General features: G+C 30.8%; 25 protein-coding genes. 18 read left to right on the top strand and 7 right to left on the bottom strand.

The window, feature by feature from the left end; all coding sequences use genetic code 11:
- The first annotated feature begins 36 nt into the window (after positions 1–36).
- The 3 genes from AC2D6T_RS01545 (at position 37) to AC2D6T_RS01535 (ending at position 3,611) form a co-directional block, all read left to right on the top strand.
- Positions 37–696 (top strand): hypothetical protein, encoded by a 660-nt coding sequence (locus tag AC2D6T_RS01545; RefSeq protein WP_298949132.1) that lies wholly within the window; start codon positions 37–39, stop codon positions 694–696.
- 4 nt (positions 697–700) lie between these two features.
- Positions 701–1,969, top strand: coding sequence for an MFS transporter (locus tag AC2D6T_RS01540; protein ID WP_484680227.1), 1,269 nt, complete (start codon positions 701–703; stop codon positions 1,967–1,969).
- 166 nt (positions 1,970–2,135) lie between these two features.
- Positions 2,136–3,611, top strand: coding sequence for a Na+/H+ antiporter NhaC family protein (locus tag AC2D6T_RS01535; RefSeq protein ID WP_484680226.1), 1,476 nt, complete (start codon positions 2,136–2,138; stop codon positions 3,609–3,611).
- A 201-nt stretch (positions 3,612–3,812) separates the two neighbouring features.
- Here the strand turns inward: AC2D6T_RS01535 and AC2D6T_RS01530 are convergent, their stop codons facing one another.
- A complete protein-coding gene (locus tag AC2D6T_RS01530) occupies positions 3,813–4,208 on the bottom strand; it encodes a hypothetical protein (protein WP_484680225.1) in 396 nt (131 codons plus the stop codon).
- Positions 4,209–4,288: 80 nt separating this feature from the next.
- The gene (gene pheS, locus AC2D6T_RS01525) at positions 4,289–5,308 is read right to left on the bottom strand and encodes a phenylalanine--tRNA ligase subunit alpha (protein WP_484680224.1); all 1,020 of its coding nucleotides are present in this window, start codon (positions 5,306–5,308) and stop codon (positions 4,289–4,291) included.
- Between the two features lie 208 nt (positions 5,309–5,516).
- Here pheS and gdhA point away from each other — a divergent pair, with 208 nt between their 5' ends.
- The 11 genes from gdhA (at position 5,517) to AC2D6T_RS01470 (ending at position 15,320) form a co-directional block, all read left to right on the top strand.
- The gene (gene gdhA, locus AC2D6T_RS01520; RefSeq protein WP_438989452.1) at positions 5,517–6,860 is read left to right on the top strand and encodes an NADP-specific glutamate dehydrogenase; all 1,344 of its coding nucleotides are present in this window, start codon (positions 5,517–5,519) and stop codon (positions 6,858–6,860) included.
- Between the two features lie 305 nt (positions 6,861–7,165).
- On the top strand, positions 7,166–8,005 hold the full coding sequence (locus tag AC2D6T_RS01515) for an alpha/beta hydrolase family protein (RefSeq protein WP_438989412.1): 840 nt from the start codon (positions 7,166–7,168) through the stop codon (positions 8,003–8,005).
- A 30-nt stretch (positions 8,006–8,035) separates the two neighbouring features.
- Positions 8,036–9,118: a DNA polymerase IV gene (gene dinB / locus AC2D6T_RS01510; protein ID WP_347186315.1), complete on the top strand. Its 1,083-nt coding sequence runs from the start codon at positions 8,036–8,038 to the stop codon at positions 9,116–9,118.
- Between the two features lie 92 nt (positions 9,119–9,210).
- Positions 9,211–10,347: an NAD(P)/FAD-dependent oxidoreductase gene (locus AC2D6T_RS01505; RefSeq protein ID WP_438989413.1), complete on the top strand. Its 1,137-nt coding sequence runs from the start codon at positions 9,211–9,213 to the stop codon at positions 10,345–10,347.
- Positions 10,348–10,356: 9 nt separating this feature from the next.
- Positions 10,357–11,073 (top strand): methyltransferase domain-containing protein, encoded by a 717-nt coding sequence (locus tag AC2D6T_RS01500; protein WP_484680223.1) that lies wholly within the window; start codon positions 10,357–10,359, stop codon positions 11,071–11,073.
- Positions 11,070–12,122 (top strand): type III polyketide synthase, encoded by a 1,053-nt coding sequence (locus AC2D6T_RS01495; RefSeq protein ID WP_298949149.1) that lies wholly within the window; start codon positions 11,070–11,072, stop codon positions 12,120–12,122. The genes AC2D6T_RS01500 and AC2D6T_RS01495 overlap by 4 nt, the downstream gene beginning before the upstream one ends.
- Before the next feature lie 56 nt (positions 12,123–12,178).
- Positions 12,179–12,616 (top strand): 3-hydroxyacyl-ACP dehydratase FabZ family protein, encoded by a 438-nt coding sequence (locus tag AC2D6T_RS01490; RefSeq protein WP_298949167.1) that lies wholly within the window; start codon positions 12,179–12,181, stop codon positions 12,614–12,616.
- Between the two features lie 116 nt (positions 12,617–12,732).
- Entirely contained in the window at positions 12,733–14,004 is a 1,272-nt protein-coding gene (locus AC2D6T_RS01485; protein ID WP_298949151.1) for a beta-ketoacyl-[acyl-carrier-protein] synthase family protein, read from the top strand.
- Positions 14,005–14,067: 63 nt separating this feature from the next.
- Positions 14,068–14,319 (top strand): acyl carrier protein, encoded by a 252-nt coding sequence (locus AC2D6T_RS01480; RefSeq protein ID WP_298949153.1) that lies wholly within the window; start codon positions 14,068–14,070, stop codon positions 14,317–14,319.
- The gene (locus AC2D6T_RS01475) at positions 14,312–14,881 is read left to right on the top strand and encodes a 4'-phosphopantetheinyl transferase family protein (RefSeq protein ID WP_298949155.1); all 570 of its coding nucleotides are present in this window, start codon (positions 14,312–14,314) and stop codon (positions 14,879–14,881) included. Before AC2D6T_RS01480 ends, AC2D6T_RS01475 begins: the two co-directional genes overlap by 8 nt.
- On the top strand, positions 14,871–15,320 hold the full coding sequence (locus AC2D6T_RS01470; RefSeq protein WP_484680222.1) for a 3-oxoacyl-ACP synthase: 450 nt from the start codon (positions 14,871–14,873) through the stop codon (positions 15,318–15,320). Before AC2D6T_RS01475 ends, AC2D6T_RS01470 begins: the two co-directional genes overlap by 11 nt.
- Positions 15,321–15,466: 146 nt before the next feature.
- On the opposite strand, the gene AC2D6T_RS01465 is transcribed toward AC2D6T_RS01470, so the two are convergent.
- From AC2D6T_RS01465 to AC2D6T_RS01445, 5 genes are all read right to left on the bottom strand, one after another.
- The gene (locus tag AC2D6T_RS01465; RefSeq protein WP_298949742.1) at positions 15,467–15,883 is read right to left on the bottom strand and encodes a hypothetical protein; all 417 of its coding nucleotides are present in this window, start codon (positions 15,881–15,883) and stop codon (positions 15,467–15,469) included.
- Between the two features lie 4 nt (positions 15,884–15,887).
- On the bottom strand, positions 15,888–17,186 hold the full coding sequence (locus tag AC2D6T_RS01460; RefSeq protein ID WP_484680221.1) for a hypothetical protein: 1,299 nt from the start codon (positions 17,184–17,186) through the stop codon (positions 15,888–15,890).
- A 604-nt stretch (positions 17,187–17,790) separates the two neighbouring features.
- On the bottom strand, positions 17,791–18,711 hold the full coding sequence (locus AC2D6T_RS01455; protein WP_484680220.1) for an ABC transporter ATP-binding protein: 921 nt from the start codon (positions 18,709–18,711) through the stop codon (positions 17,791–17,793).
- A 285-nt stretch (positions 18,712–18,996) separates the two neighbouring features.
- On the bottom strand, positions 18,997–21,069 hold the full coding sequence (locus AC2D6T_RS01450; protein ID WP_484680219.1) for a M13 family metallopeptidase: 2,073 nt from the start codon (positions 21,067–21,069) through the stop codon (positions 18,997–18,999).
- A 94-nt stretch (positions 21,070–21,163) separates the two neighbouring features.
- A complete protein-coding gene (locus tag AC2D6T_RS01445) occupies positions 21,164–23,323 on the bottom strand; it encodes a prolyl oligopeptidase family serine peptidase (RefSeq protein WP_484680218.1) in 2,160 nt (719 codons plus the stop codon).
- Positions 23,324–23,472: 149 nt separating this feature from the next.
- On the opposite strand from AC2D6T_RS01445, the gene trxA reads away from it, so the two are divergent.
- The 4 genes from trxA (at position 23,473) to AC2D6T_RS01425 (ending at position 25,927) form a co-directional block, all read left to right on the top strand.
- Positions 23,473–23,832 carry a thioredoxin gene (trxA, locus tag AC2D6T_RS01440; protein ID WP_484680217.1) on the top strand — a complete coding sequence of 120 codons (360 nt, stop codon included), beginning with the start codon at positions 23,473–23,475 and terminating at the stop codon, positions 23,830–23,832.
- Between the two features lie 388 nt (positions 23,833–24,220).
- On the top strand, positions 24,221–24,559 hold the full coding sequence (locus tag AC2D6T_RS01435) for a PadR family transcriptional regulator (RefSeq protein ID WP_298949753.1): 339 nt from the start codon (positions 24,221–24,223) through the stop codon (positions 24,557–24,559).
- 1 nt (position 24,560) lies between these two features.
- The gene (locus AC2D6T_RS01430) at positions 24,561–25,220 is read left to right on the top strand and encodes a hypothetical protein (protein ID WP_484680216.1); all 660 of its coding nucleotides are present in this window, start codon (positions 24,561–24,563) and stop codon (positions 25,218–25,220) included.
- A complete protein-coding gene (locus tag AC2D6T_RS01425; protein ID WP_484680215.1) occupies positions 25,217–25,927 on the top strand; it encodes a hypothetical protein in 711 nt (236 codons plus the stop codon). The genes AC2D6T_RS01430 and AC2D6T_RS01425 overlap by 4 nt, the downstream gene beginning before the upstream one ends.
- Positions 25,928–25,963 lie beyond the last annotated feature (36 nt).

Here is a 25,963-nt window from a genome sequence, read left to right as displayed (position 1 = left end):
TTTTTGAACATTCGTTTAAAATATTAAACAACTACCATGAAAACAATACAAGAAGTTGTAGAAAGTACCATTAGAAAAACTCCTTTTATAGAAGAAGCTTTACATGAAAAGTTGATAAACGTTTCTTCTTTAGCAAGAATTATTTTGCCAGAAGTTTCTGCTGTTTTAAAAAAAGATGTTAAAGTAGGTGCAGTAATGATGGCTATCAACAGGCTTTCTCCTGCAAGTGAGTTACGGATTAGAAAAAATATAAAAAAACTAGCCTTAGATTTAGGAGATGTTATTGTACGTTCTGATTTATGCGATTTTACTTTTAAAAACACCCCTTCTTTATTAAAGGAAATTGCTAAAATTTTAAATAAATCTTCAGAAAGTTCAGACTATTTTTTAACGGTTTCTCAAGGTATTTTTGAAACAAATATTGTTACCAGTAAAAACTTACAACCTTACGTTAATAAAATTTTCGATAAAGAAACTATTATTTCTAGTGTGTTAGATTTGGCATCCATCACTATAAAATTACCAAAAGATAACCAAGAGCAATCAGGTATTTATTATTTTATATTAAAACAATTAGCTTGGGCAGATATTTCTTTACAAGAAATAATTTCTACCACAAATGAAATGACAATTGTGGTAAAAGAAGAAGATATAAATCAAACATTTGCCATTTTAATGGATATGAAATTGAGCTAAAAAAATGGCGAAAAACGATCCTTATGCGGCACTTAGAATAAAGGAGTTTAATATTTTTTTATTTGTAAGATTTTTATTGGTTTTTGGTTGGTCTATGCAATTTATTGTTATTGAGTGGCAAGTGTACTCTATTACAAAAGACCCACTTTCTCTTGGTATTATTGGGTTGATGGAAATTATTCCAGCATTTTCTATGGCTTTATTTGCAGGCCATATCGTAGATCAATCAGAAAAAAGAAATTTATTAGCAAAGTGTACTGCTGCATTTTCTTTAATTAGTTTGGGTCTGTATTTTTTAACTACAGCAAACGTTATTAATAATTGGTCTACAAATACTATTTTGTATGGTATTTATGCACTCGTTTTTTTTGGTGGTTTTTTACGCTCATTTTTTGGTCCTACCATATTTTCTTTAGTTGCGTTATTAGTCCCTAAAAAAATATATCACAATGCTGCAACTTGGAGTACAAGTACTTGGAAAACAGCTTCTGTTTCTGGGGCACTTTTTGGTGGTTTTTTAATAAGTTGGATAGGTGTAGATAATACTTTATTATTGGTCTTTATACTAGTAATATTATCGTTAATTTTTACTTTTTCTATACAAAAGAAACCCATTTTAAATACAAAAATTGGCGAGCCAATGATGCAAAGTTTAAAAGCAGGTGTAAAATTTGTTTTTAAAACCAAAGAAATTTTAGGGGTTCTAACTTTAGATATGATTGCAGTACTTTTTGGAGGTACAGTCGCTATTTTATCTGTTTTTGCACAAGATATTTTAAAAGTGGGCCCAGAAGGTTTTGGCCTTTTAAACGCCTCTATTTCTATGGGAAGTATTGTAACTATGTTTTTAACAACCTATATTCCTATCAATAAAAAAACAGGACTAAAAATGTTGGTTTCTGTATTTATTTTTGGATTAAGTATCATTGCTTTTGGTTTATCTTCTATATTTTTGGTAAGTGTTTTAGCTTTGTTTATAAGTGGTGCTGCAGATGGTATTTCTATGGTAATTCGTCAAACCATTTTACAATTAAAAACACCAGATGATATGAGAGGTAGAGTGTCTTCTGTAAACTCTATGTTTGTAGGTTCTTCTAACGAACTTGGTGCGTTTGAAAGTGGTTTAGCAGCAAAATTAATTGGGCCAGTTGCAGCTGTTGTTTTTGGGGGTACAATGACTTTATTAACGGTTGGTTTTACAGCCATTACAAACCCAACTTTAAGAGAATTAGATTTAACTCAAGAAATTAAAGAAAACGAAAAAGAAGAATAAACCAACTCAAGAATCGTTCTAAATATATCAAAATAAGGTCTAATCACAGGTATTAAACATTAATTTTTTATAGAATTTAGACATTTAAATAAATAGATTCGCCACCACTAAACTACATTATCTCAAAGTATTAATTTATTACCTTTATCCAAAATAATACACTTTTATGGAATATGGATTTCTATCAATAATACCACCTATTATTGCCATTATTTTAGCCTTAAGAACCAAGCAAGTATATATTGCTCTGTTATTTGGCATCTGGTTTTCTTGGTTAATTATAGAAGGCTGGAACCCCTTACAAGCTACTTTATCTATGGTAGAAGGAATGGTAAATGTTTTTCAGTCCCAAGGAAACACAAGAACCATAATGTTTAGTGCTTTGGTAGGTGCTTTGTTAATATTTATTCAATTTTCTAGAGGTGTAGAGGGTTTTATAAATATTATAAATAAAAAATTAGTAAAATTAGAAAGTAAAAAAACAGGTTACAGTAGAGTAATGGTGCAAATTCTGGCAACGTTAACAGGTTTGTTATTGTTTGTAGAAACCAGTATTAGTTCTTTAACTGTAGGGACATTGTATCGTCCAATTTTTGATAAATTAAAAATACCAAGAGAAAAACTCGCTTATATTGCAGATTCTAGTTCTGCACCTTCCTCAATTTTAATCCCTTTTAATGCATGGGGAGCTTTTATTATGGGCCTGTTATTAACACAAGGTATAGAGCAACCTTTTTCTGTAATGATTGCCTCTATTAAATATAATTTTTATCCCTTATTGGCAATTATTTTAGTGTTTGTAGTTATTTTATCAAAAAGAGATTTTGGTTTGATGAAAAAAGCCGAAAAAAGAACCAAAGAAACAGGTTTGTTAATGAATAAAGGCTCTAAACCTATGGTTTCTGATGAAGTTACTTCTTTTCCGCCCAAAGAAGGCATACCAGCTAAAGCCTATAATATGGTTGTCCCTTTATTGGTAATGGTTTGTATGATGCCCATCAACTTAATATATACGGGTTGGAATCAAGTAAAAACATACACTTCTACTTTTGATCATGTACAACAAGCCATTGGTGCAGGTTCTGGATCTTCATCTGTTTTATATGCAGTAATTACAGCACTTTTAGTAGCTATTATTATGTATATGATTCAGGGTTTTTTAAAACCCAAAGAAGCTGTAAACTTAACCTTAAAGGGGGTTAGCGAGTTAATGCCATTAGCCTTGTTAATGTTATTAGCCTTTGCTATTGGAGACGCTTGTAAAGTATTAGACACAGGTAATTATGTGGCAAACGCAACAGAAAGTTGGTTATCGCCACAATTATTACCAGCAGTAGTTTTTATAGTAAGCTCTTTTATTGCTTTTTCTACAGGAACTTCTTGGGGTACTTTTGCAATTATGATGTTAATTTCTATACCTATGGCAAATACACATGGTGCAGATATAACCATGGTAGTAGCAGCCACTTTAGGAGGTGGTATTTTCGGAGACCATTGTTCGCCCATTTCAGATACTTCCATTATTTCTTCTATGGCCTCTGCTAGCGATCACATAGATCATGTAAAAACACAATTACCTTATGCGCTTTTTGGTGGTTTAATTACGGTTATTTTGTATTTGATTATTGGGTTTTTAGGGTAAGTAAAGTACAATTCAAAAATTGGTTCAAAATCGTATTTGTATAATTTGGGCGTTACCCAAGGGTCGCGCTTTTCGCACTCGCTTTTTATTCGTTCCTCACAAAAGAGCTCAAACAAACGCTTCAATCGCTAACGCAGGCTTACTTAAAAAAAATGTTATATTTTTAGTAGCGTCTTGATTTCTAAAGATCAAAATTCTAAATTATTTAACTAAAATTCCTCGTTTATTCAACTCAGGTAAAAAACGTAAAGCACCTTCTTTAATTGTATTTGCTTTAAAAATAAATGTTTTTTCAAACAAAGTATTTCCCTCAAAAAAAGTTACTTGAAAACGATTGTTTAGTTTAAATAATTCAGGTTGAATTAACTCTACCTTAGCAAAAGAATTTGCAGGTAATTTTTCTACTTTTTTTCGCAATAAAGAAGTCGTTTTTGTAGTTGAAAAACCTTGCGAAACAATGACCACCATTTCTATGTCTTCCTCTTTATTATTAATGATATAAACATTCCAGTCGTCTGTTTTATAAATATCATTGTATTCATAAACAACAGCCATTTCTACATTGGTAACTTCTGGTATTTGGATGTCTTTTTTCAAAATTAGTTTTTAAAGTTTTAATGTAAAAGAGTTTACAAAGTTAAAAAGCCTTTCAACTTTAATAAATTTCTACTTTTGAACTACATTACCGACTTAAACTGTTCTAAGAAACGTTTATCATTTTCATAAAACATTCTAATATCTGGTATTTGATATAACAACATGGCAATACGTTCTATACCCATTCCAAAAGCATAGCCAGAGTATTTTGTAGGATCTATATTCGCATTTTTAAGAACGTTTGGGTCAACCATACCACACCCCATAATTTCTAACCAACCTGTTCCTTTGGTAATTCTATAATCGGTTTCTGTTTCTAATCCCCAGTAAATATCAACCTCTGCACTTGGTTCAGTAAACGGAAAGTAAGAAGGACGCAATCTAATTTTAGATTTCCCAAACATTTCTTTTGTAAAATACAAAAGCGTTTGTTTTAAATCTGCAAAAGAAACGTCAGTATCTATATATAAACCTTCTACTTGATGAAAAATACAATGTGCTCTTGCAGAAATATCTTCGTTTCTAAAAACCCTACCAGGAGAAATGGTTCTAATTGGGGGCTTGTTTTCTTCCATATAACGTACTTGTACAGAAGAAGTATGTGTTCTTAGCAAAATATCTGGATCTTGCTCAATAAAAAATGTGTCTTGCATGTCTCTTGCAGGATGATATTCTGGCAAATTTAAGGCTGTAAAGTTATGCCAGTCATCTTCAATTTCTGGGCCTTCAGAAACGGTAAACCCAATTCTGTTAAAAACATCAATAATTTGGTTTTTTACTAATGATATTGGGTGTCTTGAACCTAATTCTATAGGCTCTGAAGGACGCGTTAAATCACCATAAAAACTTTTTTGATTTGTGCTGTTTTCTAAAGTTTCGTTTAAAGCCGCAACTTTATCTTCTGCTAATTTTTTTAGGCTGTTTAATGCTTGCCCAAAATCTTTACGCATTGCTGCATCAACATTTTTAAACTCAGCAAATAAATCTTTTAGCAAACCCTTGCTTCCTAAATATTTAATTCTAAACGTTTCAACCTCTTCTTTTGTAGTAGCATTAAATGCGTTTACATCTCCAATAAGTTCCTTTACTTTATCTAACATTTTTAGGTAAAATTAAGGAACAAATTTAGTGTTTTTTATAGAGTTTTATCAATCTAAAACTTAAAAAACAAAAACACCTCTCGAAATCGATTGAAATAAGGTAATGAAGATGTTAAATAAAATATAATTATTATTTCAATAATCTATAATTTAATTATCTTTGCAGATGAAAATTTTACTAAATTCATAAAAAACTATGTCAAAAAGTATAGAGTTAAAAATTAAGGAGTTTATGGAAATGGTTAAAAGTAGAAATAACCATGAGCCAGAATTTTTACAAGCCGTTCAAGAAGTTGCAGAAACTGTAATTCCTTATATAGTAAATCACGATATTTATCATGGAAAAAACATCTTGTTAAGAATGGTAGAGCCAGAAAGATTAATTTCTTTTCGTGTTTCTTGGGTAGATGATGATGGAGAAATTCAAGTAAATAGAGGATATAGAATACAAATGAATTCTGCAATTGGGCCTTACAAAGGGGGTTTGCGTTTTCATCCAACAGTAAATGCAAGTATTTTAAAGTTTTTAGCTTTTGAGCAAGTGTTTAAAAACTCTTTAACCACATTGCCAATGGGTGGTGGTAAAGGAGGTTCTGATTTTGATCCAAAAGGAAAATCAGACAATGAAATTATGCGTTTTTGTCATGCTTTTATGAGCGAATTATTCAGGCATATTGGACCCAATACAGACGTGCCAGCAGGAGATATTGGTGTGGGTGCAAGAGAAATTGGTTTTATGTTTGGAATGTACAAAAAATTGAAAAACGAATTTACAGGTGTTTTAACAGGAAAAGGACAATCTTGGGGAGGGTCTTTAATTAGGCCAGAAGCAACAGGTTATGGTACGGTGTATTTTGCACAAAACATGATGCAACGTAAAGACGATTCTTTCAAGGGTAAAAAAATTGTAATTTCTGGTGCTGGAAACGTGGCACAATATGCTGCTGAAAAAGCCATAGAATTAGGAGCAACTGTTTTAACTTTATCAGATTCTGGTGGTTATATTTTAGATGAAGAAGGCATCGATTTAAAAAAATTGAAGCATGTAATGCATATTAAAAATGAAAAAAGAGGTAGAATTAGCGAATATGTAAATAAGTATTCATCAGCAAAATATTTTGAAGGAGAAAAACCTTGGTCTGTAAAATGTGATATTGCTTTACCATGTGCAACCCAAAACGAATTAAATGGAGAAGAAGCAAAGCAACTAATTAAAAACGGTTGTTTGTGTGTTTCTGAAGGGGCAAATATGCCATCTACACCAGAAGCAATTCACGAATTTCAAAAAGCAAAAATTTTATTTGCACCAGGAAAAGCAAGTAATGCAGGTGGAGTTGCAACTTCTGGTTTAGAAATGAGCCAGAACTCTTTAAGAATTTCTTGGTCTAGAGAAGAAGTAGATTCTAGATTAAAAGATATTATGGAAGATATACACGATTCTTGTGTAGAATATGGAGAAAACGAAGATGGTTCTATAGATTATATTAGAGGTGCAAATATTGCCGGTTTTGTTAAAGTAGCAGACGCAATGTTAGCACAAGGTATTATCTAAAATTTTCTAAGTTATCATAAATTGGAAACGCATCAAGTATTTGGTGCGTTTTTTTGTTTATTTGTGTATCTAAAATAAAACATGTTTTTTTACAAGTATAATCTTAGGATTTTTTATTGCTAAAGGTGAAAGTACTACAGCAATTTTTTAAATTTAACAGTAGTAAAATTCAGTTTAAGAAATGTAAAAAGACCCGCTTTTTGTTTAATTGGAGGATTTACGAATGAACTATTTTTTCAAGTAAATATTGGAGCTTATTTAGCCTAGTAAATTTAACGCATCTTCTCAATAAATAGCATTGTATTATGAAAATTTTAAAAAATATACTAATTCAAGGAAAACATCAAAAACCTATTGTTACAGATGTTTTTTATAAACAAACTCATCAACCCAAAAAAGTAGTTGTTTTTTGCCACGGTTACAAAGGTTTTAAAGATTGGGGTGCATGGAATATAATGGCAGAAGCATTCGCTAAAGCTGATTTTTTCTTTGTAAAATTCAACTTTTCTCACAATGGAGGTACTGCAGAAAACCCCATAGATTTTCCTGATTTAAATGCTTTTGGGAATAACAATTACACAAAAGAATTAGACGATTTAGAAAGCATTTTAGATTGGGTTTTATCCGAAGAAAAATTTAAAATCGAAATAAAATCTAACGATATTTCCATTATTGGACACAGTAGAGGAGGAGGGATTGTTTTGTTAAAAGCGAATGAGGATGAGAGAGTTAAAAAGGTAATTACATTGGCTGGAGTTTGTGATTTTGGTTCAAGATCTTCTACCATTGGCGATTTAGAAAACTGGAAAAAAACAGGGGTTAAATATGTTGTTAACGGACGAACTAAACAACAAATGCCTCACTTTTACCAGTTTTACATTAATTTTAAAGAAAACGAAGAACGCCTAAATATTCAAAAAGCAGCTAAAAATATTACCATACCCCATTTAGTAATTCATGGGGATGCAGATAGGTCTGTTTCTATAAAAGAAGGAGAAAACCTACATCAATGGAACGCGAAAAGTGAGTTTGAAATTATTAAAAATGCAGACCATGTTTTTAATGTTTCTCATCCATGGAAAAAAACAAACATGTCTAAAGAGTTAAAAAGCGTTACAAATCTTTGTATCAATTTTTTAAGATAATTTCAACTTCAAATTTTGTAATTTCGAAAGATGGAATTGCAACCTCCTTTTCGTAAAATAATTCATGTAGATATGGATGCTTATTATGCATCTGTAGCGCAGTTAGACAATCCAGAATTAAGAGGTAAAGCCATTGCTGTTGGTGGCGGTGGAGATAGAGGTGTAGTTTCTGCAGCCAGTTACGAAGCTAGAAAATTTGGCGTAAAATCTGCGATGAGTAATGTGCTGGCAAAACAAAAATGTCCTCATATTATTTTTGTAAAATCAGATTTTGAAAGATACAAAGAACTTTCAGCAAAAATTAGAGAAATTTTTTACGAGTATACAGATTTAGTAGAGCCCCTTTCTTTGGATGAAGCTTATTTAGACGTTACAGAAAACAAAAAAGGGAATCCGTCTGCAAATGCTATTGCCAGAGAAATTAGATGCCGTATTTATGATGAAACAGGTTTACATGCTTCTGCAGGTATTTCTATCAATAAATTTATTGCTAAAGTTGCTTCTGATATTAACAAACCAAATGGTCAAAAAACGGTTCATCCAGAGGAAGTTTTACAATTTTTAGAGGATTTACCCGTTAACAAATTTTATGGAGTAGGTAAAGTTACTGCAGCTAAAATGTATAATTTAGGCATTTTTGTGGGTAACGATTTAAAGAAAAAAACATTAGAAGAGTTGGTGCAATTGTTTGGTAAATCAGGGGCGCATTATTACAATATTGTTCGCGGAATTCACAATAGCCCAGTAAAACCAAATAGAATCAGAAAGTCTTTAGGAGCAGAAAGAACTTTTTTTGAAAATATATCATCAGAAATATTTATGCTAGAAAAATTAGAAAATATTGCAGATGAATTAGAAAGAAGAATGAAAAAAGCCAACACCAAAGGAAAAACGGTAACTTTAAAGATAAAATATTCTGATTTTACCCAACAAACCAGAAGTAAAACAGTATCAAATTTTTTGCAATTAAAAACAGAATTTATGCCCATTGTAAAAGAGCTATTGTATCAAGAAAAGTTATTGAATTCTGTAAGACTGTTAGGTATTTCTTTTGGAAATTTAAATACAGAAAAAAAAGAACCTGTTTGGGTACAACTAAAATTTGAGTTTTAAGAAAATATACTTTTAAAACCAAAAAGACCTTCGTGATAAAATAATTAGTAAGTGAATAAAAACCTTTAGACCAAAATTAGGGTGTCAAATACATGAATAAAGATAAATTGAAATACGATATTGTTATAGTTGGTGGAGGTTTAGCAGGTTTGTGCAATGCAATTCACTTATCTAAATTCGATAAAAAAGTTTTATTGATAGAAAAAAACAATTACCCCAAACACAAAGTTTGTGGCGAATATATTTCAAATGAAGTTTTACCTTATTTAGAATTTTTAAACGTTAATCCATTTAATTTTGGCGCCGTAAAAATTGATGATTTTCAATTATCTACCACAAAAAATAAAGTGATTACTGCAAAATTACCTTTAGGTGGTTTTGGTATTTCACGTTACACTTTAGATTTCGAATTGTATAAAAAAGCCAAAGAAAATGGTGTAGAAATTTTACAAGATCAAGTGATAAATATCAATTTTAAGAAAGATGTATTTACTGTTGAAACAAAAGAAAATAACAGTTTCACTTCAAAAATTTGCATTGGTGCTTTTGGTAAACGTAGTTTGTTAGACATAAAATTTGAGCGTGATTTTATCAAAAAGAAATCGCCATATTTAGGTGTAAAAATTCATGTAAAAGGCAATTTTCCTAAAAACAAAGTGGCTTTACACAATTTTAAAGGAGGCTATTGTGGTGTTTCTAAAGTAGAAAATGATGTGATCAACTTGTGTTATATTACTAATTTTTCATCTTTTAAAAAACATAAAAATATTACTGATTTTCAAGAAAATGTGGTTTTTAAAAATACATTTTTAAAAGAAATGTTTCAAAATGCAAGTCCAATATGGAAGCAGCCTTTATCTATCAGTCAAATTTCTTTTGAACCCAAAAAGCCAGTAGAAAATCATATCATTATGTCTGGTGATGCTGCAGGCATGATTCATCCACTCTGTGGAAATGGAATGAGTATGGCAATACAATCTGCACAAATAGCATCTAAACTGATTCTAAATTACTTAAATGATAAACTTGAATCTAGAAAGCAATTCGAAAACCTTTATATTAGACAGTGGAACAAGCAATTTAATTGGCGTTTAAAAGCAGGTCATTTTATAGCAATGTTGTTTAGAAAAGACAAAATTGCATCGTTTTTATTATCAATTTTAAAGAGAATGCCATTTTTATTACCTCTAATTATCAAACAAACGCATGGAAAACCAATCAAACTATAAAAATCAATAATGGATTTTTTCATCAACACAAAACAAAGAACAGACAAAGAAGAATTGATGGACGATTTTTCGATTTGTGGCGATTTGTTGCGAGATACTTTAGATAAATTAGAGAAAATTAACAGATGGTTAGGAGGCAATAAAGTTACTGTAAATGGCTTAAAGGCGCTCTTAAAAAATCACCCAAAAGAACAAAAAATTACCATTGTAGATATTGGTTGTGGGCATGGAGATATTTTAAGAGATGTTGCAAAATTTGGGCGTAAAGAAGGCTATAAATTCAAATTAATTGGTGTAGACGCCAACTCAGCAGCCATAGATTATGCCAACGAATTATCTATGGAATATCCAGAATTGAGTTTTAAAACTCAGGATATTTTTTCTAAAGATTTTAAATCTGAAACCTTTGATGTAGTAATAGCCACCTTGTTTTTGCATCATTTTAAAGAAGAACAATTGGTTTCTTTTTTAAAAAACACCATCAAACAAACTAAAATTGGCATGGTGGTTAACGATTTACACAGACATACATTAGCCTATTATTTGTTTCTATTACTGTCTATTTTTATTAGCAATAAAATGATTATTGAAGATGGGTTAACCTCTATTTTAAGAGGATTTAAAAGAGATGATTTAGAAAAAATTTCATCAAAAATAAATGTTACTCCACAAATTTCCTGGAAATGGGCATTTCGTTTTCTGTGGATTATAAAAAAAATAAAATGAAAGTAAAAATAACATCAGTAGCCAAACAGCTACCTAAATATTATAAAGAAACCAAAGACATTATTCCGTTTGTAAAGTTATGGATGCAAAATCAAGAAACCCGTTTTCAACGAAAAGTAATCAAACTCTTTGAAGGCGCAGGTGTAGATAAGCGGTATTCTATTATGGATCCAGAAGAAGTTTTTACAGCCACTTCTTTTGAAGAAAAAAATGATATTTATACAAGAGAAGTAGTACAATTGGCAGAACAATCTTTAAAAAAATCGTTAGAAAAAGCAAGTTTAAAACCCACAGATATCGATTACATAATTACGGTAAGTTGTACAGGAATTATGATTCCTTCAGTAGATGCATATCTTATAAATTCCCTAGGGATGAAACAAGATATTGTGCGTTTACCAGTTACAGAAATGGGTTGTGCAGCAGGTGTATCTGGAATTATCTATGCCAAAAACTTCCTAAAAGCCAACCCAAATAAAAGAGCTGCTGTTATTGCCGTAGAAGCACCTACAGCAACATTTCAGTTAGAAGATTTTTCGATGACAAATATTGTTTCTGCGGCTATTTTTGGTGATGGGGCTTCAGCAGTAATTTTGTCATCCTATCAAGAAGATGAAGGCCCAACAATTATAGACGAGGCCATGTATCATTTTTATGACGCCACAAATATGATGGGTTTTAAACTGGTAAATACAGGTTTGCAAATGATTTTAGACAAAGAAGTTCCACAAAAAATTGCAGACCATTTTCCTGCGATTATTCATCCATTTTTAGAAAATAATAACTTAACTATTAACGATGTAGATCACTTAATTTTTCATCCAGGAGGAAAAAAAATAGTACAAACTGTAGAAGAATTGTTTGGTGTTTTAGGTAAAAATATAGAGGACACTAAAGAAGTTTTGCGTTTGTATGGTAATATGTCTAGTGCTACAGTTTTGTATGTTTTAGAAAGATTTATGGATAGAAACCTGCAAAAAGGAGAACGTGGAATTATGTTAAGTTTTGGGCCAGGATTTTCTGCACAACGTATATTGTTAGAGTGGTAATTTAGACCTCAAAAGTTTTTAAAACCTGTGAGGTCTGTAAAATGAAGTTAACAAAAATGAATAACCAACACATCATAAATAACCTACCTTATCAAAAACCCTTTTTGTTTGTTGATAAAATTATAGAAATCGACGAAAATGGAGTCAAAGGAGCTTATACTTACAAAGAAAATGAATTTTTTTACAAAGGACATTTTAAAGATAAGCCAATAACACCTGGTGTAATTTTAACAGAAACCATGGCACAAATTGGTGTAGTTTGTTTGGGTATTTTTTTGTTGAAAGATGAAATAACAGCAACTAAAAAACCAAAAATTGCTTTAACATCTAATCAAGTAGATTTTTATTTACCAGTTTTACCCAACGAAAAAGTAAACGTAACTTCAGAAAAAGTTTATTTTAGATTCAACAAACTATCATGTAAAGTAAAAATGATGAACACCCAAAACCAATTGGTCTGTAGAGGTACTATTTCAGGAATGTTAATAGTTTAGTTAATCAGACCTCAAAGGTTTTAAAAACTTTTGAGGTCTAGAAATTTAATAAAGTAAAAGAAGTGTTAAACCTGTAAATAATCCGTAAAATACGTGTCAAAAAATAATCACAAAAGATGAAAAACAGAGTCGTTATAACAGGTTTAGGAGTAGTTGCTCCAAATGGAGTAGGTTTACAAGCATTTACAAATGCCATAAAATCTGGAAAATCAGGTATTACATATCATCAAAATTTAAAAGATAAAGGTTTTTCTTGTTGTATTGGAGGTATTCCAGAAGTTTCCGAAGAAAAAAAACAAGAATATTTAACACCCTTACAATTAAGAGGTTTCAAGTCAACTTCTATTTTATATGGAGTTATGGCAGGTATAGATGCTTGGAAAGACGCAGGTTTTACTGTTGATGAAAATTCACCTTTAGATTATGATACAGGATTAATTTTTGGAACAGGAACTTCAGGAATTGAGAAATTTAGAGAAGCCATTTATAAAATAGACGACCAAAATGTAAGACGTTTAGGAAGTACCTCCGTTTTACAAACCATGGCAAGTGGTGTAACTGCTTATTTGAGTGGAATTTTAGGTTTTGGCAACCAAGTAACCACAAATTCATCTGCTTGTACAACCGGTACAGAAGCTTTATTAATGGGTTTTGAACGTATTAAAAACGGAAAAGCAAAACGAATGTTGGTTGGGAGTTCTAGCGATAGCAGTTTATATACTTGGGGAGGTTTTGATGCCATGCGTGTAATGACTTATAAACATAATGAAAGTCCAGAAAAAGGCTCAAGACCCATGAGTACAACTGCATCTGGTTTTGTTCCTGGAAGTGGAGGTGGCGCTTTGGTTTTAGAATCTCTAAAAAGTGCATTAGCAAGAAAAGCCACTATTTATGCAGAGGTTTTAGGCGGTAATATCAATGCTGGTGGACAAAGAAAAGGAGGTACTTTAACAGCGCCCAATGCAGAGGCTGTTCAGAAATGTATTACAAATGCCATTGCAGATGCAAAAATTACTGCTAAAGAAATTGATGTTATCAATGGGCATTTAACAGCAACTTCAAAAGACGCTTTAGAAATAGAAAATTGGACCAAAGCCTTGGGTAGAAATGGAGTAGATTTTCCATTGATAAATTCGTTAAAATCGCAAGTTGGGCATTGTTTAGCAGCAGCAGGTGCTATAGAATCTGTGGCTGCTGTTATTCAAATAAAAGAGCAATTTGTGTTTCCAAATATCAATTGTGATGATGTGCATCCTGAAATTTTAGCATTGATTGACAAAAATAAAATTCCGAGAAAAAAAACAGACACAAATATTACTATTTTAGCAAAAGCAAGTTTTGGTTTTGGTGATGTAAATGCTTGTGTTATTTTTAAGAAATATAATTAACTTACACTTAAAGACTTTGCAGGTTTTAAAAACCCTTGAGGTCTGAAAAATATTTAGAACAACATGAAAAAAGAAGAAATCATACAAAAATTAACTACCATCGTAAAACCCTATGTTCAGAACGAAGAAGGGTTTAAAAACATGTCTGAAGAAACAGATTTTATTAACGATTTAGAAATAAATTCAGCAAATTTGGTAGATATTATTTTAGATGTAGAAGATGCCTTTAACATAGAAATAGACAACGATTCTATGGAAAAAATGTTGAATGTAAAAGCTACAGTTGCTATTATTCAATATAAAATGAATGCCTAGAATTGGAAACGATATTATTGATTTAAACCTTGCCAAAACACAAAGTAATTGGCAAAGACCAGGGTTTTTAGAAAAACAATACACCCAAAAAGAGCAAGCGGCCATTTTAAAATCAGAAAACCCATTTGACCAAGTTTGGTTGTTTTGGAGTATGAAAGAAGCTGCCTATAAATGCCATGTTCAGCAGTTTCAAAAACGTTTTTTTGCACCCCAAAAATTTTCATGTAAAATACTTTCTAATCAAAGTGGAATTGTACAATTTAATACCCTTATATATCATATAAAATATATAGTAACAAATAATTACATTTACACAGTTGCAATAGAAAAAAATGACATAAAAATGATTTCAAAGCTATTTTTTATTGATACTATTTTGAATACCACCAAAATTATTGATAAAAAAATACAAGCTTATTTTTCATCAGCAATACAAATTAAAAAAAATGCTTTGGGCATTCCTTTTATTTATCAAAATAGTGAAAAAACAACCATAACTCTTACTAAAACCCATCATGGAAATTATGGTGCCTTTGCTTTTGTACTAGATAATGAATTTTAAACAAGAACTTTTTACGCAATGTGAAAACTTTGTAAATAAACGCTTACAAACTGTAGAAGAAATTATTACTTCTAACCAGAAAGGATTGCAATCTGAAACTAAAAATTCTGCTGGCGATAAACATGAAACAGGACGTGCCATGTTGCAGTTGGAAATAGAAAAAGCGAGTCAGCAATTAGCAGGCATAACACAAATGAAAGAAATATTAAACAGAGTAGATGTTTCTAAAACTAGCAAAAATGCACATTTGGGTAGTATTATTTTTACCAACAAAGCCAACTATTTTTTAGCAATTTCTGCAGGTAAGCTAACAGCCAGTGGTAAACATTTTTTTGCTATTTCTGTATCTTCTCCCATTGGAAAATTGTTATTGGGCAAAGTAGAAAATGATGAGGTTACTTTTAACGAACAACGTATTAAAATTGAACAGGTTTTTTAGTTTTTACTAACGTGTTTGTATAAGGAAAGTTGCGTGGTTTAAGCAGTTAAGTTAACAAATAAAAGCCAACTAGAAAGTTTGCGAGAACTTTCATAAGTTGGCTTTTAATAGCAATTTTTTTTATACGGTGTTGTGCAACGTAATTTTTATAACTCTATTTTTATTCCAATTAGGCTTCTAAAGTAGGTGTTAGATTCCAGCTCTGAAACAATTGAGGGTTCAAATACAAAAGATATAAATTTATATTTTTCAAAAGGTTTTATTTCAAATTGAAAAGGAAAAATAAAACTGTCTAAACCATCAGGTTCAAATAATCTATAATCAACTCCTAATCCTAGTTTAAATTGATAATAGCTTTTATTAAAAAGGTCATAAAAAACAATTGTTTCATTTCTAAATTCCTCTCCAATATTATTTGCTTTAAATCTTAATTCTGTACTTATCTTTTTTGATAAATTTAATTCTAAACCAAAATAGTTTTCAGTATAAGCACTAATTTTAAATTGCCCAAATGAATTTAATGTAGCTAAAAATAGATAACATATAAATATTAATTTTTTCATATTTTTATTTTTGATTAATCCAACAAGAAAATGACCCTGTATTGAATTTAGTTCCTTCTCCTTTAGTTTTTGATTTATAATTCACAATTACATCCCCCATAAATAAATCTTTTTCTTTTTTGTCGAAACTACCTTTTACTGTTGTACTTGTATTGTCATCTAATTTTGTAGTAATTGAAGTTTCAACTTTACCAGTTTTTCCTCTATCATCTATTTCGTAAAACATATACTTCATTCTATCACCGTAAATACTTGTTTCCCAATATACAATAGGAATATTTACGTTATTATCTTTAGTAAATGATTCACCCCACCATTTAGTTTTAATAAAACCGTGATTAATCATTTTTGTAGTAGTTTCAAATAATGACACTCCAGAACTATTTTTAGCAAAGACAACTTTAACCATTACTTCAGCATCTCCATACCACCAAGATTCATACTTTCTTTTATCTTTCATACTATTAAATCTAACTCTAAACAAATTGTCTTCATTGCTATTATTATCTCTGTCAATTGTGTTAGTAGTTCCGCCAGAACCACTTCCAGAACCACCACCTGCATATATTCCACAATCATCTCTATATAATCTATAATACCTTAAATCATTGTTAGTTTCTCTACTTTCTATTGACATTTCTTGAAAGCAAGGAAAATTTCTGTGGTAATAAGACAATTCAGATTGTTCACTATCATTTAATGCTACAACTCTTTCACTTTTTGAAATTACAATAACTGGTCTTGTTGGAATATTATCATTTGTTAATTTTTGAGAATTACCAAATTCATCAAATGCAGTTATAGACTCTTCATTATCATTAGCATAAGCTACTAATGGTTTTATTACTGATGAACCTTTTCTTAAAGTATTTGAAGAACTATAATTTGGAACAGAAATTTGTATAGTAGGGTATTTTTCCAATAGTTCACTAAAATAAGTATCTAAATTTTTAGATTTAGCATTTTTACTTTTAAGTTTCCCTTTATTTAAATTGTTTTCAAGTAATGTTTTTAAATTAACATTTTCTTTTTCTGATTTAGCAAAATTATTTTTAGAAAAATCTTTTGCTAATAAGATATCATAATCTCCATCAAACCTTTTAGATGATTCTGTAAGTATATAATTTACTACATTTTCATCTTTTAAAGATTCAGATATAATTAAAGCAAAATCTTTGAAATCCTTTTTTAACTCACTATCAATAAGAGTACTTTCCGTTATTAATTCGTGCTCATTTTCTTGACTGCAAGACAAGAAAATTAATGTAAATATAACGAATGTTATTTTTAATAAATGTTTCATTTTAATTTTTTTTGGAAAAAGCTTTTTATTTTTTATTGAAAGACTTTTTCAGATTTATAATAATTTTCTACTCTTTCGATTTTCGTAGCTCGTTTTACTTTTTATTTTACTTCGGTTTCAACTTTCACATTTTCCGATTTTGGGAGGTCAACCCTTTTTCGACCGTAATTTTGGTTTTATGTTGCACAACTCTTTATAAACAAATAAAAAGTTGTTATATCCCGTTTATAAAGTGGGTTATCTTTTCTCTTGTAAAAATAAACCCTAAAAACGATGTTGTCAATCCCTGAATTCAGGGATATTTTGGCATCCCTGAATCCAGGGATATTTATCCCTGAATTCAGGGATACAAAGTTTTTAAATAAATGATAATCAAGGTTTTATATTTTGGTGTTTTTTACACAAAAAAAGAAGGTTTAAAAAATGAAAAAGCTAGCAAAAGAAATTTTAGCTCCAAATATAGATATCTTAACATTTATTGAAGCGCTTATGAAATTGAATGAAATTAAGCGAATATTGGTGAAGAAGTAATGTTTACTTAAATATGACGTTGTTTAAATAAATTTATACTCAAACAAAATGTATAGCAGCACATTCTAATAAGTTATAAAGACAGTAAAACTTCTTCTCCTTTTTTGATGTCTGAAAAATGATTAAAAAAGACTATTTGCCCATCAAAATCAGCTTCTATTAACCAATAAGAACCTTTAAAATAAGTGTTTTTTACTGTTGCTTTTAAGTCTGATGTTTCTGCAATTTTAATTTGGTGCGGATATAACAAAACCGTTTTTCCGTTTATGGTTATTTCATTAACATCATCAAACAAAGCCGCCACATATGTTGAGTTTGGATGGTTGTAAACTTCTTTTGGAGCATTGTGTACCAAAATGTTACTTTTTTTAATAACAAGTAATTTGTCTGCAAAGGAAAGCGCATCATTTTTATCGTGAGTAGCCACAATACAAGCAATATTTTTTTCTTTTAAATAACTAAATAACTTACGCCTTAAACCATTTTTTTTAAAGTTGTCTATTTGTCCAAAAGGTTCGTCTAGCAGCAATAATTGGGGTTCTTTTGCCAAAGCTCTAGCTATAGCAACGCGTTGTTTTTGGCCACCACTTAAGTTTTTTACTTTGGTGTTTTTAAAGGCAGTCATTTCTATAACTTCTAGGAGTTCTTGCGTACGTTTTTCGCTTTCTTCTGGATAAAATCTTGAAAGGTGTTTTTTGATGTTTTCGGATACAGAAATGTAGGGCATCAAATCGAAATCTTGTGCTACATATTTAAATTTTTCAAAACCGGGTACCAAATTAAATTCTGGACCTAAAACTTGTTCATCATGCCAAAAAATAGTTCCTTTTTGCAAGTCTAGTAAACCATAAATTGTTTTTAAAAGTGTCGATTTTCCACAACCACTTTCGCCCATAATACATAAGTGTTCTCCTTGCTTTACAGAGAATGTAAAGTTTTGTAAAACAGGTTTGTTTTTGGTGTAATTGAAAGAGATGTTTTCGACTTTTAGCATGTAGCAAAAGTAAGGTTTCTTTGTCATTCCTGCGAAGGCAGGAATCTATAAATTGCGTTTGTATGGATTCCTGCCTTCGCAGGAATGACAGGACGTTGCCAAGTAAGCCTGCGTTAGCGATTGTAGCGGCATCCTTTTTGTTTTTACAAAAAGATACAGCGTAAAGCGCGACCTGAAAGGGAACGCCCAAATGTATAAAAGCTAAGACAAGAAAAACCGACACTTTCGCATCGGTTTTTGCTAATTTCTAAAGTATATTGATAAATACTTAAAGACAATGTGTTTTTACCAGATTCTTACTCTGTCTTCTGGTTTTAAGTACATTTTATCTCCAGGTTGTACGTTAAATGCTTGGTAAAATGCGTCTACATTTTTAAGAGGCATGTAAGCTCTGTACATTCCAGGAGCGTGTGAGTCTGTCATAATTCTGTTTTTTAGTGCTTCATCACGCATTTTGGTTCTCCAAATGGTACCCCAAGATAGGAAAAAACGTTGTTCTGGTGTGTAATTATCTATTTTACCAGGTCTACCGTTTTTATCTAAAAAGATTTGTAAACCTTCGTAAGCTGCTTGTACACCCCCTAAATCTCCAATATTTTCTCCCAGTGTAAATTCTCCATTCAATTTCATACTGTCTATAGCAACAATTGTACTAAATTGATCGATTAGTTTTTTACCTGCTTTTTTAAATTCTTCTGCATCTTTGTCTGTCCACCAGTTTTTTAGATTTCCGTCACCATCAAAACGTGCTCCAGAATCATCAAAACTATGAGAAATTTCATGACCAATAACTGCTCCAATTCCACCATAATTTACAGCTTCGTCTGCTTTATAGTTGTAAAAAGGAGGTTGTAAAATTGCTGCTGGAAAAACAATTTCGTTATTTACAGGATTAAAGTAAGCATTTACAGTTTGTGGAGACATACCCCATTCTGTTCTGTCTACTTCTTTTCCTAATTTTGCCATATTCTTATTGTAGTTCCATTTGGTAACATTTATAGCGTTTTCAAAATAAGAACCACCTTCTTCTAAACCTTTTACTTGTAATTCTGAATAGTCCTTCCAAACATCTGGGTAGGCAATTTTAACGGTTAATTTGTGTAATTTTTCTAAGGCTTTTGTTTTTGTTTCTTCACTCATCCAAGGTAATTGAGCAATTCGTTTTTCGAAACCTAGCATTACATTGTCTATCATTTCTTTGGCTTTGGCTTTGGCTTCTGGCGGAAACATTTTTTCTACATATAATTTTCCTAAAGCTTCGCCAATAGCACCATTTAAATTACCTAAAGCACGTTCGTCTCTTGGGCGTTGTTTTTTAGCACCACTCATTTCTTTGCTGTAAAACTCCCAATTTGCTTTTTCTAAATCTGTAGATAAACTACTTAAAGCACTGTTAATGGTGTTCCAACGTAATAATAATTTAATGTCTGCCACAGAACGATTGTTAAAAATAGAACTCATGGCTTTAAAATAACCAGGGTCTGTAACAATAACATTGTCTAAATCTGCTACACCAATACCTGTTAAATGTGCTTTCCAATTGATTGCTGGAGCCAATTTTGTAAGTTGTGCAACCGTCATTGGGTTGTACATTTTACGGGTATCTCTTCTTTCTTCTTTGGTCATCATTGGTTCTGCCAAACTTTTTTCGAAAGCAACAATGGTTGCTGCGTTCTTTTTGGCTGTAGCTGCATCATCACCAAACTCTTGTAACATTTTAGCTACAAACTCTTCGTATTTTGCTAGCTTATCTGCTACTTTAGCATCTACATAATAATCTCTAGTCATCCCTAAAGAACCAGCGCCTAAATAACCTGCATATTGGCTACTGTTTTTTAAATCGTTAAAAACACCAAAACCGTAAAAACCACCTCCGCCATAAGGGGCCATGTTCGTTATGTAATTTTCTACATCTTTTTTGGTTTTAATTTCGTCTACTTTTGTTAAAAAAGGCAATACTGGTGCTTTGCCTTGTTTGTTTCTGGCAAAAGTATCCATAATAGTTTGGTAATAGTTTACTGCTTTTTCTTGGTCAGAATCTATTTCGTTTCCTTTGGCATCTTTAACTTTTGGAAAATCTCTTTCTGCAATGGCTTGGTTTAGGATATTTAAAACATCTGCATCTGTTTTTTTACGCAACTCGCCAAAACCACCCCAAGAAGTTCTATCGTCTGGAATTTTTGTGTTTTTTAACCAGTTTCCGTTTACGTGTTTAAAAAAATCGTCTGTTGGTTTTACTGAAGTATCCATGTTTTCTAAAACGATGCCTGCAGTTTCTGCTGATTTTTCTTCTTTACATCCAACAAAAGTTAATGTGGCAATTGCAGTTGTAAAAAAAACTTTTTTAATTGTTTTCATTTGACTGTTTTTGATTTGAATATTTATTTCACTCTTTTTCTAGCATTTTAAATGCCTTATAATTGGTTAACTTTATTTGTATTTGTTACAAATTTTAACCTTTTATTTTATTTTTTGGCGGATTTGGTAATTTTTTAAAACCCATATTGTATAAAGTAAAACCAAAAATATCGGCATATTGTTCTATGCTTTTAGCAACGGGTGTACCTGCTCCGTGGCCCGCATTGGTTTCTATTCTAATTAAAACAGGATTTTTGCCAGCTTGTTTTTCTTGAAGCTCTGCTGCAAACTTAAAACTGTGTGCTGGCACAACTCTATCATCATGATCTCCTGTGGTTACTAAAGTTGCTGGGTATTTTGTACCTTTTTTTACGTTGTGTACAGGTGAATATCCTTTTAAATAATTAAACATTTCTTTGCTATCATTTGCTGTGCCATAATCGTAAGCCCAACCTGCACCTGCTGTAAATGTGTGATAACGCAACATGTCTAAAACACCCACAGCTGGTAATGCTACTTTCATTAACTTTGGTCTTTGCGTCATTGTTGCACCAACTAATAAGCCTCCATTTGAGCCACCTCTAATAGCTAAATATTCTGAGGATGTGTATTTTTCTTGAATTAGATATTCTGCAGCTGCAATAAAATCGTCAAAAACATTTTGCTTTTTAAGTTGTGTACCTGCATCATGCCATTTTTTACCATATTCTCCACCACCACGTAAATTAGGAACTGCGTATATACCCCCTTGTTCCATCCAAACAGCATTGGCAATACTAAAACTTGGTGTTAGACTGATATTAAATCCTCCATATCCATATAAAATCGTTGGATTTTTACCATTTAATTTTACTCCTTTTTTATGGGTGATAATCATCGGAACTTTTGTGCCGTCTTTAGAGGTATAAAACACTTGTTTACTTGTGTAAGCGTCAGCTTTAAAATCAACTGAAGGTTTCCAGTATGATTTGTATGTACCTTTTTTTGGGTTAAATTTATACAAAGAACTTGGGGTGTTGTAATTGGTAAACGAAAAGTACAATTCAGTTGCCTTTGTTTTTCCTCCAAAACCTCCAGCAGAGCCTACTCCTGGTAATTTTACTTCTCTAATTAATTTTCCATCAAAATCATATTGTAATACTTTAGAAACTGCATCTACCATATATTCTGCAAAGAAATAACCTGCACCAGTTGAAGGACTTAATACATTTTTTGTTTCCGGTATAAAATCTTGCCAGTTTTTTGGGGTAGGATTAGTAGCATCAACTGTAACTACTTTTTGATTGGGTGCATTTAAATTGGTAACTAAATAGAGTTTACTTTCTCTATTGGCAATGATATAGGTATCACTTTTAACATCACCTAAAATTGTAACTAATTTGCTATTTGATTTTGATAGATCTTTGATGAATAACTTGTTTCCAGAAGTAGAAACAGAGGCGGTAATAACTAAGTACCGGTTATCTTCTGTTACATAACCTCTAACATACCTGTGTTTTTCTGATGGAATACTGCCAAAAATAACTGCATCATTTTTTTGAGATGTACCTAATTTGTGATAATACAATTTGTGTTGATCTGTTTTGGCAGACAATTCACTTCCTTTCGGTTTGTCGTAACTAGAATAGTAAAAACCTTCGTTTTTGTACCAAGAAATTCCTGAGAATTTTACATCAACCAAAGTATCTTCTTTAATGGTTTTGGAACGGACATCCATTACAATTATTTTTCTCCAATCAGAACCACCTTCAGAAATAGCGTATGCAGCTGTTTTTCCATCTTCAGAGAAACTTAACGAACCTAAAGAGGTTGTACCGTCATCAGAAAATGTATTTGGATCTAAGAAAACTTCTGCATCACCATCCTCTTTTTTACGATAAACCACATATTGGTTTTGTAAACCGTCATTTTTATAAAAATACGTGTAATCACCTTCTTTAAAAGGGCTACCAACCTTCTCATAATTCCATAATTCAGACAAACGAGATTTTAATTGTTCTCTATAAGGAATTTTGCTTAAGTAATTAAAAGTAACTTCGTTTTCTGCTTTTACCCAAGCTTCTGTTTCTGTACTTTTGTCGTCTTCTAACCATCTGTAATTGTCTGTTACAGCAGTTCCAAATAAGGTGTCTACAACTGGTTTTTTTATAGTTTCAGGATAATTCACGTCTATATTTCTTTGTTTCATTTCTTTAGAACAAGATGCTAAAATAACACTTGCTGTAAGAACAGGTAAAATGATTTTTATTTTCATGAGTAATAAAATTTGATTTATATCAAAATTAGATGTTATTTAACATATTGTCAGTTATTTAACATTTTTTAACGTTTGTAATTTCATATTGATGTTGATTTGTAATTTGAAGCAAATAAAAACGACTATTTTTGTGAAAATTATTTATTATGACAGAAAATTTAACAAAAGATAGCTTTTTAAAAAAGGTATTTAACTTTGAAGAAAATAAGGAATGGAAATTTGAAGGAGACAAACCAGCATTAATCGATTTTTATGCAGATTGGTGTGGGCCATGTAAAATGTTAGCACCCATTTTAGAGCAACTTTCAGAAGAATATGATGGTAAAATAAATATCTATAAAATTGATACTGAAGCAGAACAAGAATTATCTGCAGCATTTGGTATTAGAAGTATACCTTCTATGTTGTTTTGCCCTACAGAAGGCGAACCACAAATGGCAAATGGTGCCTTACCAAAAGCGGAGTTAGAAAGGGTAATTGCTGATGTTTTAAAAGTGAAGAAGTAAAAAAAACCTTTAATCCTCCAAAGGGGAAAATACTCAAGATTGTCATTCTTGCTTAGGCAGGAATCTTATTTATAAAAAATCCTGAAAAGTTAACTTTTCAGGATTTTTTTGTTAGATATTAATACATAAGATTTCTATGCATCAAAAAATTATGTATATTTGATGCGAGTTGCATAGACAAATTTAAAATATCACCTTGAGTGATTTTGAAAAATTATCGAAATAAAAATACATTTTTATTGAAGATAGTAAGCGTAGCTTAACAAATTTGTATCGAGAACACACAAGACTTCTCGATACAATTTCGATTAAAAAAAAATCGAAATTACTCGAAGTTACAGGAAAACAATTATACATTTCAACAATTAATCGATTACACATCAACAAAATGGGAAATCAGAAATTATACAAAGGTTCTTTACAAACCATTATTTTAAAGTTGTTAGCAACCAACGATAAAATGTATGGATACGAAATTACCCAAAAAGTAAAAGAACTCACAAAAGGCGAACTAAAAATTACAGAAGGTGCTTTGTACCCAGCTTTACACAAGTTAGAAGCAGATGGTTTGTTAGATGTAGAGGTTGCAAAAGTGGGAAATCGACTAAGAAAATATTACAAATTAACCGAAAGTGGCACTAAAGAAACTGCCAACAAGTTAGAAGAAATGCAGGAGTTTTTAAAAACCATGCAGCATTTGGTAAACCCTAAATTTAGCTTCGATTAGTATGGAATTAACAACAAAAGAAATAGAAAATGTACAAGACTATTTAGCATCTAAAAACTTCGATTTTATAGATTTAAAAGATGAAATTTTAGATCATATAATTTCTGATGTTGAAAATTTTATGCAAAAAGGCAATACATTTGAAGAGGCTTTTGCAAGAGTTAAAATACGTTGGGAAAAACATTTTAGAGAAACCTCTAGTTTCTTTTTTGGTATGTTGTATTCCAACTCTAAAATTGTTGTAAATAAAGCAGTAAAGCAGTTTAAATACTTCTACTTTTTATATTTAGCTGCATATATTTTACCAGTTGCATTTTTAAAAGTAATACCAATACAAGTTTCTAAAGGCTTTGCAAATTCTATAAATGGATTTTTATCGGGTTTTACATTTTCTATGCTAATTTATATAGGCTTTATTATTTTTAAAATAATTCAACTTAAACAAAAAACAACCTATAGTTTTATTTTAAAAACCCAATTTTTTGGAACAATATTTTTAGTGTTAGCCGTTTTTGTTGGAAGTGTTTTTAAAGAAAATGGTGAAATGAACCCTGTGTTTACAGGCTTTGTTTGTGCTGGTTTTACAGTAGTGTACATTTGTCATCACTTCTTCAAAAAACACAAAGAAGTAGTTACAAAATATCAAATTTCAAAGACATGAAATTATCAGAAATACAAATAGAAAACCTATACAAATTTACAAGACAACATTATGTAGAACATTATGATGTGCAAACAGAATTGGTAGATCATTTGGCTAATGATATAGAGCAAATTTGGGAGGAACATCCAAAAATTACCTTTGAACAAGCTAGAGATAAATCGTTTAAAAAATTTGGTGTTTTTGGTTTTATGGATGTTGTAGAAAAGAAGCAAAGGCAAATGACAAAAAAGTACTTTAAGGTTATTTTTAAGTTTGCCAAAGAGTGGTTTCGTTTGAAAAAAATAATATTGACTTTTTTTCTACTTTTTGCCTTTTATAAAATTCAAGAATTGCAAAATGGGTATTATATATATGCAACCATTTATGGTGTTGTAATTGTTTTAGAATTAATTGTTTTAATCAACAATAAAAGAAAAGCAAAACAACAATTTAAAATAACGCAAAAAAAGTGGATGTTTAAAGATGTAATTCATATGAATGGAATTGGTAATTCTGTAATTATATTTTTTTATATGTTTGATTTTTTCTTACCCAACAATACAAAAGACTTTTTAGCAATGGGCGATTTTAGGCGTTTTTTTTCAGCTATTTTACTAACTATTTTGGTTATTTTTGGATATGTAACTTTAGTGATAATTCCCAAAAAAGCAGAACAGTTACTAGAAGAAACATACCCAGAATATAAATTAGTAAAAAATTTGTAACAAATTTTACATTTAAACTACACATTACTAGAACAA

It is taken from the genome of Polaribacter sp. YIW18, assembly GCF_057219325.1.
This window is presented reverse-complemented; position numbering and strand designations above follow the sequence as displayed.

Bases quoted from the DNA above. Each gene is read 5' to 3' on its own strand.
- AC2D6T_RS01545 (WP_298949132.1), top strand. From the start codon at position 37: ATGAAAACAATACAAGAAGTTGTAGAAAGTACCATTAGAAAAACTCCT.
- AC2D6T_RS01540 (WP_484680227.1), top strand. From the start codon at position 701: ATGGCGAAAAACGATCCTTATGCGGCACTTAGAATAAAGGAGTTTAAT.
- AC2D6T_RS01535 (WP_484680226.1), top strand. From the start codon at position 2,136: ATGGAATATGGATTTCTATCAATAATACCACCTATTATTGCCATTATT.
- pheS (WP_484680224.1), bottom strand. From the start codon at position 5,308: ATGTTAGATAAAGTAAAGGAACTTATTGGAGATGTAAACGCATTTAAT.
- AC2D6T_RS01515 (WP_438989412.1), top strand. From the start codon at position 7,166: ATGAAAATTTTAAAAAATATACTAATTCAAGGAAAACATCAAAAACCT.
- dinB (WP_347186315.1), top strand. From the start codon at position 8,036: ATGGAATTGCAACCTCCTTTTCGTAAAATAATTCATGTAGATATGGAT.
- AC2D6T_RS01505 (WP_438989413.1), top strand. From the start codon at position 9,211: ATGAATAAAGATAAATTGAAATACGATATTGTTATAGTTGGTGGAGGT.
- AC2D6T_RS01500 (WP_484680223.1), top strand. From the start codon at position 10,357: ATGGATTTTTTCATCAACACAAAACAAAGAACAGACAAAGAAGAATTG.
- AC2D6T_RS01495 (WP_298949149.1), top strand. From the start codon at position 11,070: ATGAAAGTAAAAATAACATCAGTAGCCAAACAGCTACCTAAATATTAT.
- AC2D6T_RS01490 (WP_298949167.1), top strand. From the start codon at position 12,179: ATGAATAACCAACACATCATAAATAACCTACCTTATCAAAAACCCTTT.
- AC2D6T_RS01485 (WP_298949151.1), top strand. From the start codon at position 12,733: ATGAAAAACAGAGTCGTTATAACAGGTTTAGGAGTAGTTGCTCCAAAT.
- AC2D6T_RS01480 (WP_298949153.1), top strand. From the start codon at position 14,068: ATGAAAAAAGAAGAAATCATACAAAAATTAACTACCATCGTAAAACCC.
- AC2D6T_RS01475 (WP_298949155.1), top strand. From the start codon at position 14,312: ATGCCTAGAATTGGAAACGATATTATTGATTTAAACCTTGCCAAAACA.
- AC2D6T_RS01470 (WP_484680222.1), top strand. From the start codon at position 14,871: ATGAATTTTAAACAAGAACTTTTTACGCAATGTGAAAACTTTGTAAAT.
- AC2D6T_RS01465 (WP_298949742.1), bottom strand. From the start codon at position 15,883: ATGAAAAAATTAATATTTATATGTTATCTATTTTTAGCTACATTAAAT.
- AC2D6T_RS01460 (WP_484680221.1), bottom strand. From the start codon at position 17,186: ATGAAACATTTATTAAAAATAACATTCGTTATATTTACATTAATTTTC.
- AC2D6T_RS01455 (WP_484680220.1), bottom strand. From the start codon at position 18,711: ATGCTAAAAGTCGAAAACATCTCTTTCAATTACACCAAAAACAAACCT.
- AC2D6T_RS01450 (WP_484680219.1), bottom strand. From the start codon at position 21,069: ATGAAAACAATTAAAAAAGTTTTTTTTACAACTGCAATTGCCACATTA.
- AC2D6T_RS01445 (WP_484680218.1), bottom strand. From the start codon at position 23,323: ATGAAAATAAAAATCATTTTACCTGTTCTTACAGCAAGTGTTATTTTA.
- trxA (WP_484680217.1), top strand. From the start codon at position 23,473: ATGACAGAAAATTTAACAAAAGATAGCTTTTTAAAAAAGGTATTTAAC.
- AC2D6T_RS01435 (WP_298949753.1), top strand. From the start codon at position 24,221: ATGGGAAATCAGAAATTATACAAAGGTTCTTTACAAACCATTATTTTA.
- AC2D6T_RS01430 (WP_484680216.1), top strand. From the start codon at position 24,561: ATGGAATTAACAACAAAAGAAATAGAAAATGTACAAGACTATTTAGCA.
- AC2D6T_RS01425 (WP_484680215.1), top strand. From the start codon at position 25,217: ATGAAATTATCAGAAATACAAATAGAAAACCTATACAAATTTACAAGA.